This window comes from Enterobacter sp. KB-221C9 (assembly GCF_041320715.1).
Lineage (GTDB): Bacteria > Pseudomonadota > Gammaproteobacteria > Enterobacterales > Enterobacteriaceae > Enterobacter > Enterobacter asburiae_D.
Genome location: NZ_JBGIWG010000002.1, coordinates 69,455 through 88,925 on the forward strand (window position 1 = coordinate 69,455; position 19,471 = coordinate 88,925).

The 19,471-nt window shown below is 53.3% G+C and carries 15 protein-coding genes, 2 tRNA genes and 1 other RNA gene; 10 read left to right on the forward strand and 8 right to left on the reverse strand.

Translation table 11 applies throughout. The features are described from left to right. Nucleotides 1–259: 259 nt before the first annotated feature. The 4 genes from AB8846_RS02410 to narI are packed head-to-tail and all read left to right on the forward strand — an operon-like array spanning nucleotide 260 to nucleotide 6,919. The gene (locus tag AB8846_RS02410; RefSeq protein ID WP_370731937.1) at nucleotides 260–4,003 is read left to right on the forward strand and encodes a nitrate reductase subunit alpha; all 3,744 of its coding nucleotides are present in this window, start codon (nucleotides 260–262) and stop codon (nucleotides 4,001–4,003) included. Next, nucleotides 4,000–5,535 (forward strand): nitrate reductase subunit beta, encoded by a 1,536-nt coding sequence (narH, locus tag AB8846_RS02415; protein ID WP_023312109.1) that lies wholly within the window; start codon nucleotides 4,000–4,002, stop codon nucleotides 5,533–5,535. Before AB8846_RS02410 ends, narH begins: the two co-directional genes overlap by 4 nt. Next, nucleotides 5,532–6,242, forward strand: coding sequence for a nitrate reductase molybdenum cofactor assembly chaperone (gene narJ / locus AB8846_RS02420; protein ID WP_370731938.1), 711 nt, complete (start codon nucleotides 5,532–5,534; stop codon nucleotides 6,240–6,242). Before narH ends, narJ begins: the two co-directional genes overlap by 4 nt. Further along, nucleotides 6,242–6,919 carry a respiratory nitrate reductase subunit gamma gene (narI, locus tag AB8846_RS02425; RefSeq protein WP_023312107.1) on the forward strand — a complete coding sequence of 226 codons (678 nt, stop codon included), beginning with the start codon at nucleotides 6,242–6,244 and terminating at the stop codon, nucleotides 6,917–6,919. The genes narJ and narI overlap by 1 nt, the downstream gene beginning before the upstream one ends. Here the strand turns inward: narI and AB8846_RS02430 are convergent. After that, the gene (locus tag AB8846_RS02430) at nucleotides 6,916–7,812 is read right to left on the reverse strand and encodes a DMT family transporter (RefSeq protein ID WP_370732125.1); all 897 of its coding nucleotides are present in this window, start codon (nucleotides 7,810–7,812) and stop codon (nucleotides 6,916–6,918) included. The genes narI and AB8846_RS02430 overlap by 4 nt on opposite strands. A gap of 107 nt (nucleotides 7,813–7,919) precedes the next feature. On the opposite strand from AB8846_RS02430, the gene AB8846_RS02435 reads away from it, so the two are divergent. Further along, a complete protein-coding gene (locus tag AB8846_RS02435; protein WP_331412114.1) occupies nucleotides 7,920–8,363 on the forward strand; it encodes an Lrp/AsnC family transcriptional regulator in 444 nt (147 codons plus the stop codon). 96 nt (nucleotides 8,364–8,459) lie between these two features. Here the strand turns inward: AB8846_RS02435 and AB8846_RS02440 are convergent. The 5 genes from AB8846_RS02440 to AB8846_RS02460 form a co-directional block, all read right to left on the reverse strand. Continuing rightward, nucleotides 8,460–8,590, reverse strand: a non-coding RNA gene (locus AB8846_RS02440) — RtT sRNA. Between the two features lie 45 nt (nucleotides 8,591–8,635). Continuing rightward, a tRNA-Tyr gene (locus tag AB8846_RS02445) sits at nucleotides 8,636–8,720 on the reverse strand. 35 nt (nucleotides 8,721–8,755) lie between these two features. Beyond that, nucleotides 8,756–8,840 (reverse strand) — tRNA-Tyr (locus tag AB8846_RS02450). A 157-nt stretch (nucleotides 8,841–8,997) separates the two neighbouring features. Continuing rightward, nucleotides 8,998–9,840, reverse strand: a complete 843-nt coding sequence (purU, locus tag AB8846_RS02455; RefSeq protein WP_023335983.1) for a formyltetrahydrofolate deformylase — start codon at nucleotides 9,838–9,840, stop codon at nucleotides 8,998–9,000. A gap of 46 nt (nucleotides 9,841–9,886) precedes the next feature. Next, nucleotides 9,887–10,345, reverse strand: coding sequence for a YchJ family protein (locus tag AB8846_RS02460; protein ID WP_032642221.1), 459 nt, complete (start codon nucleotides 10,343–10,345; stop codon nucleotides 9,887–9,889). A gap of 114 nt (nucleotides 10,346–10,459) precedes the next feature. Between AB8846_RS02460 and rssA the strand changes: the two genes are divergently transcribed. The 3 genes from rssA (at nucleotide 10,460) to galU (ending at nucleotide 13,576) form a co-directional block, all read left to right on the forward strand. Further along, nucleotides 10,460–11,362: a patatin-like phospholipase RssA gene (gene rssA / locus AB8846_RS02465; protein WP_063143896.1), complete on the forward strand. Its 903-nt coding sequence runs from the start codon at nucleotides 10,460–10,462 to the stop codon at nucleotides 11,360–11,362. A 91-nt stretch (nucleotides 11,363–11,453) separates the two neighbouring features. Further along, complete coding sequence (rssB, locus tag AB8846_RS02470) at nucleotides 11,454–12,467, forward strand: two-component system response regulator RssB (protein WP_063143897.1); 1,014 nt, start codon at nucleotides 11,454–11,456, stop codon at nucleotides 12,465–12,467. Nucleotides 12,468–12,667: 200 nt separating this feature from the next. Further along, nucleotides 12,668–13,576, forward strand: coding sequence for a UTP--glucose-1-phosphate uridylyltransferase GalU (gene galU / locus AB8846_RS02475; RefSeq protein WP_063143898.1), 909 nt, complete (start codon nucleotides 12,668–12,670; stop codon nucleotides 13,574–13,576). A 200-nt stretch (nucleotides 13,577–13,776) separates the two neighbouring features. Here the strand turns inward: galU and hns are convergent, their stop codons facing one another. Beyond that, on the reverse strand, nucleotides 13,777–14,190 hold the full coding sequence (gene hns / locus AB8846_RS02480; protein ID WP_028013434.1) for a histone-like nucleoid-structuring protein H-NS: 414 nt from the start codon (nucleotides 14,188–14,190) through the stop codon (nucleotides 13,777–13,779). 549 nt (nucleotides 14,191–14,739) lie between these two features. Between hns and tdk the strand changes: the two genes are divergently transcribed. Then, nucleotides 14,740–15,354, forward strand: coding sequence for a thymidine kinase (tdk, locus tag AB8846_RS02485; protein ID WP_063143899.1), 615 nt, complete (start codon nucleotides 14,740–14,742; stop codon nucleotides 15,352–15,354). Nucleotides 15,355–15,419: 65 nt separating this feature from the next. Here tdk and adhE read toward each other — a convergent pair whose 3' ends face one another. Further along, on the reverse strand, nucleotides 15,420–18,098 hold the full coding sequence (gene adhE / locus AB8846_RS02490) for a bifunctional acetaldehyde-CoA/alcohol dehydrogenase (RefSeq protein WP_063143900.1): 2,679 nt from the start codon (nucleotides 18,096–18,098) through the stop codon (nucleotides 15,420–15,422). 478 nt (nucleotides 18,099–18,576) lie between these two features. On the opposite strand from adhE, the gene AB8846_RS02495 reads away from it, so the two are divergent. Further along, nucleotides 18,577–19,224: a YchE family NAAT transporter gene (locus tag AB8846_RS02495; protein WP_023312098.1), complete on the forward strand. Its 648-nt coding sequence runs from the start codon at nucleotides 18,577–18,579 to the stop codon at nucleotides 19,222–19,224. Nucleotides 19,225–19,471: the final 247 nt, after the last annotated feature.

Consider the following 19,471-nt stretch of genomic DNA (forward strand, 5'->3'; position numbering starts at 1 on the left):
AGGTCGCTCTACCCCTTAATACCTGAGATGTTAAATATTGACCGGTTTTTTGTACGATAAAATAAAAATGGTCATATATTTCATATATATATGAAATTTCATAAGATACCGCTTTGGTGGTATTCGGCATAACCCCTCGCCTGAAAGTCCCTCCTCGTCTTGATCGTTATCAATTCTCCCCCTCTTTCAGGGCGTTACCTTCGCTGCAAATCAGCAATGTCGATTTAGAGAGCCACAGGCTCCACACAGGAGATACCCGATGAGCAAATTTTTGGACCGGTTTCGCTACTTCAAACAGAAGGGTGAAACTTTTGCCGATGGGCACGGCCAGGTTCTGGATACCAACCGGGACTGGGAAGACGGTTACCGTCAGCGCTGGCAGCATGACAAAGTCGTCCGTTCGACCCACGGCGTGAACTGTACTGGCTCATGTAGCTGGAAGATTTTCGTTAAAAACGGTCTGGTGACCTGGGAAATGCAGCAGACCGACTATCCGCGCACCCGCCCGGATATGCCAAACCACGAACCGCGCGGCTGCCCGCGTGGCGCCAGCTACTCCTGGTATCTCTACAGCGCTAACCGTCTGAAATACCCTCTGATGCGCAAGCGCCTGATGAAGATGTGGCGTGAAGCGAAAGTGCAGCACAGCGATCCGGTGGATGCGTGGGCGTCCATCATCGAAGACGCTGACAAAGCAAAAAGCTTCAAGCAGGCTCGTGGTCGCGGTGGTTTCGTTCGCTCCTCATGGAAAGAAGTGAACGAGCTGATTGCCGCCTCCAACGTCTACACCGTCAAAACCTACGGTCCTGACCGCGTGGCGGGCTTCTCGCCAATCCCGGCGATGTCGATGGTCTCTTACGCCTCCGGAGCTCGCTATCTGTCACTTATCGGCGGTACCTGCCTGAGCTTCTACGACTGGTACTGCGATTTGCCGCCTGCGTCTCCGCAGACCTGGGGCGAGCAGACCGACGTGCCGGAATCCGCGGACTGGTACAACTCCAGCTATATCATCGCCTGGGGCTCTAACGTTCCTCAGACGCGTACGCCGGACGCGCACTTCTTTACCGAAGTCCGTTACAAAGGCACCAAAACCGTAGCGGTGACCCCCGACTACGCGGAAATCGCCAAGCTATGCGATCTGTGGCTGGCACCGAAACAGGGTACCGATGCCGCAATGGCGATGGCGATGGGCCACGTCATGCTGCGTGAATTCCATCTTGATAAGCCAAGCCAGTACTTCACCGACTACGTTCGCCGCTACACCGACATGCCGATGCTGGTCATGCTGGAAGAGCGTGAGGGTTACTATGCCGCGGGCCGCACGCTGCGCGCTGCCGATCTGGTGGATTCGCTGGGTCAGGAAAATAACCCTGAGTGGAAAACCGTTGCGTATAACAGCAACGGCGAGCTGGTGGTGCCAAACGGCTCTATCGGCTTCCGCTGGGGCGAGAAGGGCAAGTGGAACCTTGAGCAACGCAACGGCACCACCGGCGAAGAGACGGAGCTGCGCCTGAGCATGCTGGGCAGCCAGGACGAGATCGCTGAAGTCGGGTTCCCCTATTTTGGTGGCGAAGGTTCAGAGCATTTCAACAAGGTTGAACTGAAAAACGTTCTGATGCACAAACTGCCGGTTAAACGCCTGCAGCTGGCCGACGGTTCTACCGCACTGGTCACCACCGTTTATGACCTGACCATGGCGAACTATGGTCTGGAACGCGGTCTGGGCGATGAAAACTGCGCAACCGGCTATGACGACGTGAAAGCCTACACCCCGGCCTGGGCGGAGCAGATTACCGGCGTGCCTCGCGCGCACATTACCCGTATCGCACGTGAGTTCGCAGAAAACGCGGACAAAACGCACGGTCGTTCGATGATCATCGTCGGTGCGGGTCTGAACCACTGGTATCACCTCGATATGAACTATCGCGGTCTGATCAACATGCTGATCTTCTGCGGCTGCGTTGGTCAGAGCGGCGGCGGCTGGGCACACTACGTGGGCCAGGAAAAACTGCGTCCGCAGACCGGCTGGCAGCCGCTGGCGTTTGCCCTCGACTGGCAGCGTCCGGCACGCCACATGAACAGCACTTCCTACTTCTATAACCACTCCAGCCAGTGGCGCTACGAAACGGTCACCGCGCAGGAGCTGCTGTCGCCGATGGCGGATAAATCCCGCTACAGCGGCCACCTGATTGACTTCAACGTGCGCGCAGAGCGCATGGGATGGCTGCCGTCGGCGCCGCAGCTGGGCACTAACCCGCTGCGCATTGCGGAAGCGGCGAAGCAAGCGGGCATGTCACCGGTGGATTACACCGTGAAATCCCTGAAGGATGGCTCAATCCGCTTCGCGGCTGAACAGCCGGAGAACGGTAAAAACCACCCGCGTAACCTGTTCATCTGGCGCTCCAACCTGCTGGGCTCGTCCGGTAAAGGCCACGAGTACATGCTGAAATACCTGCTCGGTACCGAAAACGGTATCCAGGGGAAAGATCTCGGCAAGCAGGGCGGCGTGAAGCCGGAAGAGGTGGAGTGGAAAGATAACGGTCTCGACGGCAAGCTGGATCTGGTGGTAACGCTCGACTTCCGTCTGTCCAGCACCTGCCTGTACTCCGACATCGTGCTGCCAACCGCGACCTGGTACGAAAAAGACGACATGAATACCTCGGATATGCATCCGTTTATTCATCCGCTGTCTGCGGCCGTTGACCCGGCGTGGGAATCGAAAAGCGACTGGGATATCTACAAAGACATCGCGAAGAAATTCTCTGAAGTCTGCGTAGGGCACCTGGGCAAAGAGACCGACGTGGTGACGCTGCCAATCCAGCACGACTCCGCCGCCGAACTGGCGCAGCCGCTGGACGTGAAGGACTGGAAAAAAGGCGAATGCGACCTGATCCCGGGCGTGACCGCGCCGCACATTATTCCGGTTGAACGCGACTACCCGGCAACCTACGAACGCTTTACCTCTATCGGCCCGCTGATGGAAAAAATCGGTAACGGCGGTAAAGGGATCGCCTGGAACACCCAGAGCGAAATGGATCTGCTGCGCAAGCTTAACTACACCAAAGCGGACGGCCCGGCGAAAGGCCAGCCCATGCTGAACACGGCGATTGATGCGGCTGAAATGATCCTGACCCTGGCCCCGGAAACCAACGGCCACGTTGCCGTGAAGGCCTGGGCGGCACTGAGCGAGTTCACCGGTCGCGACCACACGCACCTGGCGAAGAATAAAGAGGAAGAGAAAATCCGCTTCCGCGATATTCAGGCGCAGCCGCGTAAGATTATCTCCAGCCCGACCTGGTCAGGCCTGGAAGATGAGCACGTGTCTTATAACGCCGGCTACACCAACGTTCACGAGCTGATCCCATGGCGCACCCTGTCCGGCCGCCAGTCGCTGTATCAGGATCACCAGTGGATGCGCGACTTTGGTGAAAGCCTGCTGGTCTACCGTCCGCCAATCGACACCCGCTCCGTGAAGTCCGTGATGGGGGCGAAATCGAACGGTAACCCTGAGAAGGCGCTGAACTTCCTGACGCCGCACCAGAAGTGGGGTATTCACTCCACCTACAGCGACAACCTGCTGATGCTGACCCTGTCGCGCGGCGGTCCGATTGTCTGGATGAGCGAAGCGGACGCCAAAGATCTGGGTATTGAAGATAACGACTGGATCGAAGTGTTCAACAGCAACGGTGCCCTGACGGCGCGTGCGGTGGTGAGCCAGCGCGTACCGGCCGGGATGACCATGATGTACCACGCGCAGGAACGTATCGTTAACCTGCCGGGGTCAGAAATTACCGAGCAGCGCGGCGGGATCCACAACTCCGTGACCCGTATTACGCCGAAGCCGACCCACATGATCGGTGGCTATGCGCAGCTGGCCTACGGCTTTAACTACTACGGCACCGTAGGATCGAACCGCGATGAGTTCGTGGTGGTACGTAAGATGAAGAACATTAACTGGTTAGACGGCGAAGGTAATGACCAGGTACAGGAGAGCGTAAAATGAAAATTCGTTCACAAGTCGGCATGGTGCTGAATCTGGATAAATGCATCGGCTGTCATACCTGCTCGGTCACCTGTAAAAACGTCTGGACCAGCCGTGAAGGTATGGAGTACGCCTGGTTCAACAACGTGGAAAGCAAGCCGGGCACCGGCTTCCCGACAGACTGGGAAAACCAGGAGAAGTGGAAGGGCGGCTGGATCCGTAAAATCAACGGCAAGCTGCAGCCGCGCATGGGTAACCGTGCGATGCTGCTGGGTAAAATCTTTGCTAACCCGCACCTGCCGGGCATTGACGATTACTACGAGCCGTTTGACTACGACTATCAGAACCTGCACAACGCGCCGGAAAGCAAACACCAGCCGATCGCCCGTCCTCGCTCGCTGATCACCGGTCAGCGCATGGACAAAATTACCAGCGGTCCAAACTGGGAAGAGATTCTGGGCGGCGAGTTTGAGAAACGCGCCAAAGACCAGAACTTCGAGAACATGCAGAAGGCGATGTACGGCCAGTTCGAAAACACCTTCATGATGTATCTGCCGCGCCTGTGCGAGCACTGCCTCAACCCGGCGTGCGTGGCGACCTGCCCGAGCGGCGCCATCTACAAGCGTGAAGAAGACGGCATCGTGCTGATCGACCAGGACAAGTGCCGCGGCTGGCGTATGTGTATCACCGGCTGCCCGTACAAAAAAATCTACTTCAACTGGAAGAGCGGCAAGTCTGAGAAGTGCATCTTTTGCTACCCGCGTATTGAAGCCGGTATGCCGACCGTCTGCTCCGAAAGCTGCGTAGGCCGTATCCGCTACCTCGGCGTGCTGTTGTATGACGCGGACGCGATTGAAAACGCAGCCAGCACCGAGCACGAGAAAGATCTGTATCAGCGTCAGCTGGACGTCTTCCTCGATCCAAACGATCCGAAGGTGATTGAGCAGGCGCTGAAAGACGGCGTGCCGCAGAGCGTCATCGACGCGGCGCAGCAGTCTCCGGTGTACAAAATGGCGATGGACTGGAAGCTGGCCCTGCCGCTGCATCCGGAATACCGCACCCTGCCGATGGTCTGGTACGTGCCGCCGCTGTCGCCGATTCAGTCTGCGGCTGACGCGGGCGAGCTGGGCAGCAACGGCATTCTGCCGGACGTGGAAAGCTTGCGTATTCCGGTTCAGTACCTGGCGAACCTGCTGACCGCAGGGGATACCCAGCCGGTACTGCTCGCGCTGAAGCGTATGCTGGCGATGCGTCACTTCAAGCGTGCGGAAACCGTAGACGGTGTTACCGATACCCGCGCGCTGGAAGAGGTCGGTCTGACCGAAGCCCAGGCGCAGGAAATGTACCGCTATCTGGCGATTGCCAACTACGAAGACCGTTTCGTGGTGCCGAGCAGCCACCGTGAACTGGCCCGCGAAGCCTTCCCGGAAAAAAATGGCTGTGGCTTTACCTTTGGCGACGGCTGCCACGGGTCAGACAGCAAATTCAACCTGTTCAACAGCCGCCGCATCGACGCCATGGATGTGACCAGCAAAACGGAGCCGCACCAATGATTGAACTCGTCATTGTTTCGCGTCTGCTCGAGTACCCGGATGCTGCGCTTGCGCAGCATCAGCAGGAACTTTTTGATGCACTCGCGTCATCTGAAAACCTGGATAAAGAGGATGCCCAGAAGATGGGCGTCTTCCTCCGCGATCTGCTCGCGCGCGACCTTCTGGATGCCCAGTCGGACTACAGCCAGCTGTTTGATCGAGGCCGTGCAACGTCTCTGCTGCTGTTTGAACACGTGCACGGTGAATCCCGTGACCGCGGTCAGGCGATGGTAGACCTGATGGCCCAGTACGAACAGCACGGCCTGCTGCTCGACAGCCGCGAGCTGCCGGATCATCTGCCGCTGTACCTGGAGTACCTGGCGCAGCTGCCGAAAGAAGAGGCGTTAGGCGGTCTGCAGGACATCGCGCCGATCCTGGCGCTGCTCGGCGCGCGGCTTCAGCAGCGCGAGAGCCGCTATGCGGTACTGTTCGATCTGCTGGTGAAGCTGGCCAACGCCGCGGTCGACAGTGAAAAAGTGGCGGAGAAAATTGCGGATGAAGCCCGCGATGATACGCCACAGGCGCTGGATGCGGTCTGGGAAGAAGAGCAGGTGAAATTCTTTGCTGACCAGAACTGCGGCGAGTCTGAAATCTCCGCTCACCAGCGTCGTTTTGCCGGCGCGGTTGCCCCGCAATATTTGAATATCTCTAACGGAGGACGGCACTAATGCACTTCCTGAATATGTTCTTCTTTGACATTTACCCGTATATCGCGGGCACCGTGTTCCTGGTGGGAAGCTGGCTGCGTTACGACTACGGCCAGTACACCTGGCGTGCTGCCTCCAGCCAGATGCTGGATCGTAAAGGGATGCATGTGGGCTCTAACCTGTTCCACATTGGTATTCTGGGGATTTTTGCCGGACACTTCCTGGGAATGCTGACGCCGCACTGGATGTACGAAGCGTGGCTGCCGATTGAGGTGAAGCAGAAGATGGCGATGATCGCCGGCGGTGCCTGCGGCGTGATGACCCTGGTGGGCGGCCTGCTGCTGCTGAAGCGTCGTCTGTTCAGCCCGCGCGTGCGTGCGACCACGACCGCAGCGGACATTCTGATCCTCTCCCTGCTGATGGTGCAGTGCGCGCTGGGCCTGCTGACCATTCCGTTCTCGGCGCAGCATATGGACGGAAGCGAAATGATGAAGCTGGTCGGCTGGGCGCAGTCCGTGGTGACCTTCCACGGCGGAGCGTCCGCGCACCTGGACGGCGTGGCGTTTATCTTCCGCGTTCACCTGGTGCTGGGCATGACGCTGTTTGTGCTGTTCCCGTTCTCTCGCCTGGTGCATATCTGGAGCGCGCCGGTGGAGTACCTGACGCGCAAATATCAGATTGTGCGCGCCCGCCGCTAATTCACCGTTTTGATACCAACCCCGCACTCGCGGGGTTTTTTTTCGCCCCAGCCCAGGTTGTTGCCCGCTGCAGCAAACAGGATCAGCGCACCGCCCGCCAGCTGCGTCAGGTTCAGCGAGTGTCCGAATACCAGATTATCGACAACGATCGCCACCACCGGATAGATAAACGACAGGGAACCGGTTATCGGCGTAGGCAGCTTCTGAATTGCGCTGTAGAGCAGCTGGTACATAATGCCTGTATGGACGATGCCCAGCGTCAGCAGGATCGGCCAGGGAAAATCACCTGAAAATGATGGCATGCTGGCAAACGGTAAAAGCATCACGACGCCCGTCAGCACCTGGATAAAGGCAATATGCTGCGGCGCAACGGATCTGAGTTTGCGGGCAATAATGGCCGTGACCGCGTAGAAGAAAGCCGCGGCCATCGCCAGACCGATTCCGGCGAGCCATTCACTGCCATGCGCGCCGGTCAGCTCGCTGGAGAGCAATATCACCACGCCGCCAAAGGCGAGGAACAGCCAGCCCCATTTCGCCACGCTGACGCGTTCACCTAAAAACATTCCCATCAGGACCAGCATAAACGGCTGGGTGTTATAGACCACGGTAGAAAGACCAATAGAGATCCGTTCATAGGCTGCGAAGAGCAGCAGCCAGTTCACCACTAATGCCACGCCGCCGAGAATGGCCAGCAGCAGCGTGGTGCGGGTGAGGGGACTAAAGGGCTTTTGACTTACCCGGATAAAAATAAAAAGCGCTATAGCCCCGATAAGACAGCGCCAGAACACCACTTCCGTCACCGGCAGACCGCTGAGTAAAACAAACGCACCAATAGAGCCGGAAATTAACATCGCCAGGCTCATTTGCCAGACGCCTTTATGTAAATCACGCATCATCCACCTCCTGATTAGTGACGCTATTGTCGAAAATTGCTGTCGGGTTTTACAGAGGTGAGATAAGGTTGAATACGTTAATGGCTTTTTAAAATTAGGTAAAAGCGATGGAATACCTTCTCGATGATATCGATCGACAAATTTTAGCCTGCCTGGTCGAGGATGCGCGCATGTCTTTGAAGGTGCTCAGCGGACGCATCGGTCTGACTTCACCCAGCACGGCAGAACGCCTGAAAAGGCTGGAAGAGCGCGGTGTGGTTCAGGGGTATGGCGCACGGGTGAATCTGGCGGCGCTGGGGTATACGCTGCAGGCGCTGGTGCGCGTGCGGCCTTTGCCGGGGCTGTTGCATAAGGTGGATAAGTACATTCAGGCGATGCCGGAGTGTATTGAGAGCGACAAGGTCACCGGGGAAGATTGCTTTGTGATTAGGCTGGTGGTGCGGTCGATAGAGCAACTGGATGCGTTGCTGGACGGCCTGGCAGATCATGCCCAGTGTAATACGTCGATTGTGAAAAGTTCGCCGGTGAAGAGACGGTTGCCACCGATGTAGGTTTCTGTCGCCGGGTGGCGGCTGCGCCTTACCCGGCCTAAAACGACGGATTCGGTTCAGTTTTATAATGATTTTTTTGGATTATTCGGGAAGTGATGGTGGTGGGGGAAGGATTACTCGGCGCGTTGCGCCTCGCCCTTCGGGTCGTTGCCTGCGGCAACGCTTTCTCGCTACGCTCGAATCGAACCTTAGTCGAAGCTTCTCATCCTTCCCCGTGACGGAAATGCCTGATGCCTGGTGCGAACAGAAGGTTTGGAGTTATTTGGAAGTGATGGTGGTGGGGGAAGGATTCGAACCTTCGAAGTCGATGACGGCAGATTTACAGTCTGCTCCCTTTGGCCGCTCGGGAACCCCACCAGGGGTAATTCAAATTTTGAGGTCGTGCTGAGAGATGGTGGTGGGGGAAGGATTCGAACCTTCGAAGTCGATGACGGCAGATTTACAGTCTGCTCCCTTTGGCCGCTCGGGAACCCCACCACGGGGTAATGCTTTTAACTGGCCTGCTTCCTGCTGGAAGCGGGGCGCATCATATCAAATGAGACGCCCCTGTAAAGCATTCCTTTAGGGAAATGAAGTTGTTTGCCTGCTTTTTATCCGTAAAGGCGCAAAGCTAATCAATTCATTTTCCGAAAGATTAAAGAATGATGGTTCTGTTGCCGTACACGAAGACCCGCTGCGCCAGCACCTGATACAGCGCACGGCTAAGCACGTTCTTCTCGACGTCACGTCCGGCACGCATCATATCCTCGGCGGTGTAGGTGTGGTCCACATGAATCACGTCCTGCATAATGATTGGGCCTTCGTCGAGGTTGTCGTTCACGTAGTGCGCGGTCGCACCGATGATCTTCACGCCGCGCTCGTACGCCTGATGATATGGGCGAGCACCGATAAAGGCCGGCAGGAACGAGTGGTGAATGTTGATGATCTTGTTCGGGAAACGCGCCACGAAGGAGGGCGTCAACACGCGCATGTATTTCGCCAGCACAACGTAGTCCGGATTATGCGCTTCAATGGCCTGTGCCATCAGATCGTCGTGTTCTTCACGGGTATGGCCTTCGTGGCTCACCAGCTCGAACGGAATATCAAAACGCTCGACCAGCGTGCGCAGCGTCTCGTGATTGCCGATGACGGCAGCAATTTCGACATCCAGACCGCCGTAGTTTGCTTTCATCAGCAGGTCGCCCAGGCAGTGTGCTTCTTTGGTCACCAGAATCACAACGCGGCGTCGGCCTGCTGGGGTTAACTCGCGCACGGAACCTTCCGGCAGCGCGCTGTCCAGATCGGCAAGCAGGGTGGTGTCGTTGAAAATACCTTCCAGCTCGGTACGCATAAAGAAACGGCCGGTACGGTGGTCAACGAACTCGTTGTTCTGCACGATATTCAGTTCATGTTTGTAGCAAATGTTGGTAATTCGTGCGATCAGCCCTTTTTGATCGGGACAGATGGTGCGCAGAACTTTACGTTGTAATGATTGCATCGCCGGGAAATCCTGTTTGTATTTGCGAAATCTGGGTTGTCAGGCGTTACTGCCCGCAACACTTTTTAAATTTTTTACCTGAACCACAAGGGCAGGGATCGTTACGACCAAACTGCGGGCGCGTTCCGTCAATATAATACCACTGCCCGCTTTCCTTTAAGAACCGGGAACGCTCGATAATGGCACCAGGTTTATTATTCTCGGTAAAGCGGGCAACAAAGCTGACGTAACCTTCATCAACATGACTGCCTGTTGAGGATTCATAGACGGTGAGGCCGAGCCACTGCGTGTTCGTAAACCCGGCTTCGATGTCCTGTCTGAATTCGGCAGCGCGGCAGGAGGGATGCCAGGTTTTAATCAGATAGTCTGCGTCTTTGATCACAAAAGCAGTGTAACGTGAACGCATAAGGTGTGACGGGTCTGGTGCAACCTGATCGCCAGACAGATATCGCTGGCAACATAGGCTATACTCCAGAGCGCTACCACAGGGGCAGAGTTGAGACACGATTCTCTTCCTGGAACAAAATATAAAGGCGTAAAACGCTTCGGGTAGCACTATGTTAACTGAGGCGTTGCGTTGACGCTATGTCAGGAATCCAGGGGAAGTAAAACAGGACTAATGAGAAAGGTTAAAATTGGGCTGGCGCTGGGTTCAGGTGCCGCCCGGGGATGGTCACACATCGGCGTAATTAATGCCTTAAACAAGATGGGCATTGACGTTGATATCGTCGCAGGGTGTTCAATCGGATCGCTTGTCGGCTCCGCTTACGCGTGCGGGAAGCTTCCGGAACTCGAGACCTGGGTGCGCGCCTTCAGCTACTGGGACGTGCTGCGTCTGATGGACCTCTCGTGGCAGCGTGGCGGGCTGCTGCGCGGAGAGCGCGTCTTTAACCAGTTCCGCCAGGTTATGCCTCTCGAAGACTTCACGGATTGTCAGATGCCTTTCGGCGCCGTCGCGACGAACCTCAGCACAGGACGCGAACTCTGGCTAACCGAAGGGGATATTCACCTTGCGGTGCGTGCCTCCTGCAGTATGCCGGGGCTCATGGCACCTGTCCCACACAACGGCTACTGGCTGGTCGACGGTGGCGTCGTGAACCCGGTCCCCATCTCTCTGACCCGTGCTATGGGAGCGGATATCGTGATTGCCGTCGACCTGCAGCACGACGCCCACCTGATGCAACAGGACCTCATGCCGGTCAATCTCCAGAGCGAAGATGCCGAAGGCGAGAAACTGGCCTGGCATGAACGCCTGCGAGGAAGAATCGGGCGTATGGCCGCACGTCGCTCGGTTGCCGCGCCGACGGCAATAGAAATCATGACCACGTCAATCCAGGTACTGGAGAATCGCCTTAAGCGCAATCGTATGGCAGGCGACCCGCCAGATATTCTTATTCAGCCTTACTGTCCGCAAATATCTACCCTTGATTTCCATCGGGCTGAGGCCGCCATCGCAGCGGGCTCGTTAGCCGTCGAAAAGAAAATGGACGAATTGTTGCCTTTTGTGCGAGCAGCACGTTAAGCACCTTTTTTTGATTACTTCAGCAAAATCTGACAGGCGATAGTGCCGATCGCATGCCACTATTTAGTTACTGTCAGCCAGGGGAGGAACCATGACGCAGCCATTGGCCGGAAAACACATTTTGATTGTTGAAGACGAGCCCGTTTTCCGATCGCTACTGGATTCGTGGTTATCCTCGCTGGGAGCAATCACTTCACTGGCTGAAGATGGCATCGACGCTCTGGAAAAAATGATCAGCATTACGCCCGATTTGATGATTTGCGACATTGCGATGCCGCGCATGAATGGGCTGAAGCTGGTTGAACATCTGCGCAACGAAGGCAATCAGACGCCGATTCTGGTGATCTCTGCCACAGAGAATATGGCGGATATCGCCAAAGCATTACGTCTTGGGGTGCAGGATATTCTGCTTAAACCGGTCAAGGATCTTAACCGGCTGCGAGAAACGGTTTTAGCGTGCCTATATCCGAATATGTTTAATTCCCGGGTAGAGGAAGAGGAGCGTCTTTTCCAGGACTGGGATGCTCTGGTGAGTAATCCACCTGCCGCAGCGAAACTGTTGCAAGAACTCCAGCCGCCCGTACAGCAGACTATTTCACACTGTCGCGTAAATTATCGCCAGCTGGTGGCGGCCGATCAGCCAGGACTGGTGCTGGATATCGCACCGCTATCTGATTCCGACCTTGCATTTTATTCTCTGGATGTCACCAGGGCGGGGGATAATGGCGTATTAGCCGCGTTACTTCTTCGCGCGCTATTTAATGGTTTGCTGCAGGAACAGTTATCGCATCAGGGGCAACGGCTGCCGGAGCTGGGCAGTTTACTCAAACAGGTTAACCAGCTTTTTCGGCAGGCCAATTTGCCCGGACAGTTCCCGCTGCTGGTCGGCTATTACCACAGCGGTTTAAAGAATCTGATTCTGGTTTCAGCAGGTCTCAACGCTTCACTGAATACCGGTGAACACCATATTCAGGTGAGTAACGGTGTGCCGCTTGGGACATTGGGAACGGCGTATCTTAATCAAATTAGCCACCGCTGTTCCTCCTGGCAGTGCCAAATTTGGGGTGCCGGGGGACGGCTACGCCTAATGTTGTCCACAGAATAAGCAATCGGATCTTAATTTTAAGATTGCTTTACCTGTGTTTTACGGGGAGTGCTACTATCGCTGCCCAGTTTCATGCGTATTTATCCTAATTGATCGGCAACGCGTTCTTTTCAGACCCGGACTGCGGGGCGAGGCTGATATACTCAACGCGTTATTTATTGCATAAAAGTTCAAAACTTGAACAGCTCAGGAGAATTTGAATGGCTGCCCTAAATTCGAAAGTCAGAAAGGCCGTCATCCCGGTAGCGGGATTGGGGACCAGGATGTTACCAGCAACTAAGGCGATTCCTAAAGAGATGCTGCCTCTGGTTGATAAGCCATTAATTCAGTATGTCGTTAATGAATGTATCGCTGCCGGCATCACTGAAATTGTGCTGGTTACGCATTCATCAAAGAACTCTATCGAAAACCATTTCGATACAAGCTTTGAACTTGAAGCCATGCTGGAAAAACGTGTTAAGCGTCAGCTGTTAGAAGAAGTTCAGTCTATTTGCCCTCCACACGTCACCATTATGCAGGTTCGTCAGGGCCTGGCTAAAGGTCTGGGCCACGCTGTTATGTGTGCACATCCTGTTGTGGGTGATGAGCCTGTAGCGGTAATTCTGCCAGACGTTATTCTGGACGAATACGAATCCGATCTTTCTCAGGATAACCTGGCTGAGATGATCAAACGTTTTGACGAAACCGGCAGCAGCCAGATCATGGTTGAGCCTGTTGAAGACGTGACGGCATACGGTGTGGTTGACTGCAAAGGCGTTAACCTTGAGCCGGGCGAAAGCGTGCCAATGGTTGGCGTGGTAGAGAAGCCTAAAGCCGACGTAGCGCCTTCAAACCTCGCCGTTGTAGGTCGCTATGTCCTAAGCGCTGAAATCTGGCCTCTGCTGGCGAAAACGCCTCCAGGAGCAGGTGATGAGATCCAGCTGACGGATGCCATCGATATGCTGATCGAGAAAGAGACCGTTGAGGCTTACCATATGAAAGGTAAGAGCCACGACTGCGGTAATAAGCTCGGTTATATGCAGGCGTTTGTTGAATATGGTATTCGCCACAATACCCTTGGTGAAGAATTTAAAACCTGGCTCAAAGAGAACGCAGGTATTAAGAAATAAGCCACGGCTGCAAATGTTCGAAACCGGTGAGGCGCTGCCCACCGGTTTTTTTATGCCAAAAACCCCCCGCAATCAGCATGGTTGTAAGCGTTGTGAAATAGCCAAATAACGCTTTATGACAGAGTGTAAGGGGATGTTTGCGACAAATTTTGGTTAAAAAAAATCCCGCGTTACGCGGGATTTTTCTGAATGTGGGGTGATTAATCCTTGATCAGGAAATCATCCAGCTGTTTACCTTGCTCATCCATGGCTTTCTTGATAACAGCAGGAGTACGACCCTGGCCAGTCCAGGTTTTAGTTTCGCCGTTCTCGTCAACGTAGCTATATTTAGCAGGACGAGCAGCACGCTTGGCTTTGGTACCGGTTTTAGCTGCAGCGATGCTGTTCAGCAATTCATTTGGATCGATACCATCAGCAATCAGCATTTCACGATATTGCTGCAGTTTACGAGTACGCTCTTCGATTTCAGCAGCAGCAGCGCTTTCTTCTTCGCGACGTTCATTAACTACAACTTCTAATTTTTCCAGCATTTCTTCAAGCGTTTCGAGGGTGCATTCTCTTGCCTGCGCACGAAGAGTACGGATGTTGTTCAGAATTTTAAGTGCTTCGCTCATTGTAGTAATCTCAAACTTATAATGGGGGGTGGTTTGTTGTCCTAATAATAGAGCCATAAATTCAGATGTGCAATAGCCAGGAATGTAAGGAATTCAAAAAATACTAAATAATGCCGCTATTATTAATTACGCTAACTTAAATTTCATCACCCGACAGTCTCGCTTGTTATCACGTAAACCTGCTTAACCCGGTCGATTGCATCTTTTTTTTGTGACATTTACCGCAGGAATTATAGTTGCGGCGGATAAATATCAGCCTTTTGTATTAGTTCCCAGCCGTGATGTTAAGTCTGAAATAGTTAATAAATAGTGAATTTTAATGAACGGTGATTCCACTATAAAAAGAAGTGTTATGTTTGGCTGAACTTATAACATATTGGCCTTGCTGAATGCGTTTACTTCATGTTTTAACGGATTATTTTCGAAAACAGAAGGTTCTGAACTCCGCGCTGGACCGCGTCCTCTGTGCGCTGTATCGCTGATGACCTGACAAAATATGGTACAATGACTCATCGGGAATATTACACATTGATTAGGGTTTTACGGCCAATGGCACAACTTTATTTCTACTATTCGGCGATGAATGCCGGTAAATCCACCGCGTTGCTGCAATCCTCATACAATTACCAGGAACGCGGGATGCGTAGCGTTGTTTATACGGCTGAAATTGACGATCGCTTTGGCGCAGGGAAGGTGAGTTCCAGAATAGGGCTCTCGTCGCCTGCCAGGCTGTTTAACCCGAAAACCGATCTGTTTGAAGACATTCGCGCAGAACATGCTGATCGGCCCATTCACTGTGTCCTGGTAGATGAGAGCCAGTTTCTGACGCGTGAACAGGTTCACGCCCTTTCCGAGGTGGTTGATGAGCTCGATATCCCGGTGCTTTGTTACGGTCTGCGTACGGATTTCCGCGGTGAGCTCTTTGCCGGGAGTCAGTATTTGCTTGCCTGGTCGGATAAACTCGTTGAGCTAAAAACGATCTGCTTCTGCGGTCGCAAAGCCAGTATGGTGCTTCGTCTCGACCAGGCCGGAAAACCTTATGCAGATGGTGAGCAGGTGGTGATAGGCGGCAATGAGCGCTATGTATCGGTATGTCGTAAGCATTATAAAGAAGCGCTGTCTGTAGGCTCGCTAAGCGCGATTCAACACGACGACAGAATATAACGTTAGCCTTGTTATTCAGACATAAAAAAACCCGCCATAAAGGCGGGTTTTTCGTTTGCTGTCAGTTAAGCGCTTTTCTTCGCTTTCTTGTCAGCTTTGATGACAGGAACTTCTGTTTTCACAGCGGCAACGTCATTTTCTTTGAACTCACGACCGTAGAAGGTATCCAGAAGAATCTGTTTCAGTTCGGAGATCAGTGGGTAGCGCGGGTTAGCACCAGTACACTGATCATCGAATGCATCTTCAGACAGCTTGTCTACGTGAGCGAGGAAGTCAGCTTCCTGAACGCCCGCTTCACGGATAGATTTTGGAATACCCAGTTCAGCTTTCAGGCTTTCCAGCCATGCCAGCAGTTTCTCAATCTTCGCAGCAGTACGGTCGCCCGGTGCGCTCAGACCAAGGTGGTCTGCGATTTCAGCATAACGACGACGTGCTTGCGGACGGTCGTACTGGCTGAAAGCAGTCTGCTTGGTTGGGTTGTCGTTAGCGTTATAACGGATAACGTTGCTGATCAACAGGGCGTTCGCCAGACCGTGAGGAATGTGGAACTGAGAACCCAGCTTGTGCGCCATAGAGTGGCAAACACCCAGGAAGGCGTTCGCAAACGCGATACCGGCGATGGTTGCTGCACTGTGAACGCGTTCACGTGCTACCGGGTTTTTAGACCCTTCGTTGTAGGACGCTGGCAGGTTTTCTTTCAGCAATTTCAGAGCCTGCAGAGCCTGACCGTCAGAGAACTCAGACGCCAGTACAGAAACGTAGGCTTCCAGGGCGTGAGTTACCGCATCCAGACCACCGAACGCACACAGTGATTTCGGCATTTCCATGACCAGGTTCGCATCAACGATAGCCATGTCTGGGGTCAGTGCATAGTCAGCCAGTGGGTATTTCTGGCCTGTTGCATCGTCTGTTACTACCGCGAATGGTGTCACTTCTGAACCGGTACCGGAAGTGGTGGTTACCGCGATCATTTTCGCTTTTACGCCCATTTTCGGGAACTTGTAGATACGTTTACGGATGTCCATAAAGCGCAGCGCCAGTTCTTCGAAGTGGGTTTCAGGATGCTCGTACATGACCCACATGATTTTCGCGGCGTCCATTGGGGAACCACCGCCCAGTGCGATAATCACATCTGGTTTGAAGGAGTTAGCCAGCTCAGCACCTTTACGCACAACGCTCAGGGTAGGGTCAGCTTCAACTTCAAAGAACACTTCAGTCTCAACGCCAGACGCTTTCAGCACAGAGGTGATCTGGTCAGCGTAGCCGTTGTTGAACAGGAAACGGTCAGTCACGATGAGCGCACGTTTGTGGCCATCAGTAATCACTTCATCCAGCGCGATTGGCAGTGAGCCACGGCGGAAGTAGATAGATTTCGGAAGTTTGTGCCACAACATGTTTTCAGCTCGCTTAGCAACGGTTTTCTTGTTGATCAGGTGTTTTGGACCAACGTTTTCAGAGATGGAGTTACCACCCCAGGAACCACAACCCAGAGTCAGGGAAGGTGCGAGTTTAAAGTTATACAGGTCACCGATACCACCCTGAGAAGCAGGGGTGTTAATCAGGATACGTGCAGTTTTCATCATCTGACCGAAGTGAGCAACACGTTCTGGCTGGTTATCCTGGTCGGTGTACAGACAAGACGTGTGGCCGATACCGCCCATGGCAACCAGCTTCTCGGCTTTCTCTACCGCGTCTTCGAAATCTTTCGCACGGTACATTGCAAGCGTTGGAGACAGTTTTTCGTGTGCAAACGGCTCGCTTTCGTCGACAACTTTCACTTCACCGATCAGGATTTTGGTTGTCGCCGGAACGGTAAAGCCTGCGAGTTCAGCAATTTTGTACGCTGGCTGACCCACGATAGCGGCGTTCAGCGCGCCATTTTTCAGGATGATGTCCTGAACCGCTTTCAGCTCTTTGCCCTGCAGCATGTAGCCGCCGTGGCTGGCGAAACGTTCGCGAACGGCGTCGTACACGGAATCGACAACAACAACAGACTGTTCAGATGCACAGATCACGCCGTTATCGAAGGTTTTAGACATCAGTACAGACGCAACGGCACGTTTGATGTCAGCGGTTTCGTCGATAACAACAGGGGTGTTACCTGCGCCCACACCGATGGCTGGTTTACCGGAGCTGTATGCAGCTTTAACCATGCCAGGACCACCGGTCGCCAGGATCAGGTTAATGTCCGGGTGATGCATCAGGGCATTGGAGAGCTCAACGGAAGGTTGGTCGATCCAGCCAATCAGATCTTTTGGTGCGCCAGCAGCGATCGCCGCCTGCAGGACAATATCCGCAGCTTTGTTAGTCGCGTCTTTCGCACGTGGGTGTGGTGAGAAGATGATTGCGTTACGGGTCTTCAGGCTAATCAGTGATTTGAAGATAGCAGTAGACGTTGGGTTAGTAGTCGGAACAATACCGCAGATGATGCCGATAGGTTCAGCGATGGTGATGGTACCGAAGGTGTCGTCTTCGGACAGCACGCCACAGGTTTTCTCATCTTTATAGGCGTTGTAGATATACTCGGAAGCAAAGTGGTTTTTGATCACTTTATCTTCCACGATACCCATGCCGGATTCGGCAACGGCCATTTTAGCGAGAGGGATTCGAGCATCTGCAGCAGCCAGTGCGGCCGCGCGGAAGATTTTATCAACCTGTTCTTGGGTGAAATTGGCATATTCACGCTGGGCTTTTTTAACGCGCTCGACGAGTGCGTTCAGTTCAGCGATATTAGTAACAGCCATAATGCTCTCCTGATAATGTTTAAACTCTTTTAGTAAACCAGCGCTCGATACGTCACACAGTATAGACAGAGCCGATACGACTTGCGTAACACAAAGTAAAACAAAGAGTTACTTTCTGCGTCAGCACACTAATTTACTAAAAGAGCCTTACCTTAGCATCATCCCTTTTTGTCAGGCGATCTCCCTGGGGGCGTAACCAAGATTACTCACTTCTGAGTACGAAAATTATGATCTGTGTCAATTTTCTCCCAAGCTGATACCTTTCAGCAGGGTTATTTTGTGCTGATTTTTCCAGTGTTAAATAATTACGTAAGTATTGGAAGCGGCACTATCATTGATTATACATATGTTTAACATCCTGAAATGATAAAGTTTTGGTACAGATTTCAAGTGAAGTATGCGGATAAAAAGGGTATCTTCAGCGCGATTTCTCATGACAAATTGTCAGTCCCGGGCATGTGTATAAGCGGAGCAAAACGTGATCCAAACGCTCTTTGATTTTCCAACGTATTTTAAATTTTTTATTGGTTTGTTTGCCCTGGTCAACCCGGTGGGGATCATTCCTGTCTTCATTAGTATGACGAGTTACCAGACGGCGGCGGCCAGGAATAAGACCAACCTCACCGCTAACCTGTCAGTGGCTATCATATTGCTCACCTCCCTTTTTCTGGGTGACGCCATTCTCCAGCTCTTCGGGATCTCGATCGACTCTTTCCGCATTGCGGGTGGGATCCTGGTCGTGACCATCGCCATGTCCATGATCAGCGGTAAGCTGGGCGAGGATAAACAGAACAAGCAGGAGAAGTCAGAAACCGCCATCCGCGAAAGTATTGGCGTGGTGCCGCTGGCCTTACCGCTCATGGCTGGCCCCGGTGCCATCAGTTCAACTATTGTCTGGGGCACGCGTTACCATAGTCTGATGCACCTGATTGGTTTTTCCGTCGCCATTGCGCTTTTCGCGCTCTGCTGTTGGGGCGTATTCCGCATGGCACCCTGGCTGGTGCGCCTGTTGGGACAGACGGGCATTAACGTCATAACGCGTATCATGGGCCTGCTGTTGATGGCATTAGGGATTGAATTCATCGTGACGGGGATTAAAAGCATCTTCCCCGGTTTGCTGCACTGATATTTCGTATGAAAGAACGGAGCGACGGCTCCGTTTTTTTTTACGTCATTATCAGTAAATCCTATAACTAAAGTTGAAATGCTCACATATCATAATAAATTCTACTAATAATGTTCATTGCTTGTATTTCAACAAGTTATTAATTCCCTTAAAACCCGCCTGCGCAGAAAACCTGCGATCGCTCTGTTATTTTACTCACATGATAGTCTGGGGCTTGCTGAGAGATAACCGAAATGATATTAGTAAT

What these genes read in the sequence shown, in the direction of transcription:
- rssA (WP_063143896.1), top strand. Translation starts at nt 10,460, where the DNA reads ATGAGAAAGGTTAAAATTGGGCTGGCGCTGGGTTCAGGTGCCGCCCGG.
- hns (WP_028013434.1), bottom strand. Translation starts at nt 14,190, where the DNA reads ATGAGCGAAGCACTTAAAATTCTGAACAACATCCGTACTCTTCGTGCG.
- narH (WP_023312109.1), top strand. Translation starts at nt 4,000, where the DNA reads ATGAAAATTCGTTCACAAGTCGGCATGGTGCTGAATCTGGATAAATGC.
- tdk (WP_063143899.1), top strand. Translation starts at nt 14,740, where the DNA reads ATGGCACAACTTTATTTCTACTATTCGGCGATGAATGCCGGTAAATCC.
- narI (WP_023312107.1), top strand. Translation starts at nt 6,242, where the DNA reads ATGCACTTCCTGAATATGTTCTTCTTTGACATTTACCCGTATATCGCG.
- AB8846_RS02410 (WP_370731937.1), top strand. Translation starts at nt 260, where the DNA reads ATGAGCAAATTTTTGGACCGGTTTCGCTACTTCAAACAGAAGGGTGAA.
- narJ (WP_370731938.1), top strand. Translation starts at nt 5,532, where the DNA reads ATGATTGAACTCGTCATTGTTTCGCGTCTGCTCGAGTACCCGGATGCT.
- adhE (WP_063143900.1), bottom strand. Translation starts at nt 18,098, where the DNA reads ATGGCTGTTACTAATATCGCTGAACTGAACGCACTCGTCGAGCGCGTT.
- AB8846_RS02430 (WP_370732125.1), bottom strand. Translation starts at nt 7,812, where the DNA reads ATGCGTGATTTACATAAAGGCGTCTGGCAAATGAGCCTGGCGATGTTA.
- galU (WP_063143898.1), top strand. Translation starts at nt 12,668, where the DNA reads ATGGCTGCCCTAAATTCGAAAGTCAGAAAGGCCGTCATCCCGGTAGCG.
- rssB (WP_063143897.1), top strand. Translation starts at nt 11,454, where the DNA reads ATGACGCAGCCATTGGCCGGAAAACACATTTTGATTGTTGAAGACGAG.
- AB8846_RS02435 (WP_331412114.1), top strand. Translation starts at nt 7,920, where the DNA reads ATGGAATACCTTCTCGATGATATCGATCGACAAATTTTAGCCTGCCTG.
- purU (WP_023335983.1), bottom strand. Translation starts at nt 9,840, where the DNA reads ATGCAATCATTACAACGTAAAGTTCTGCGCACCATCTGTCCCGATCAA.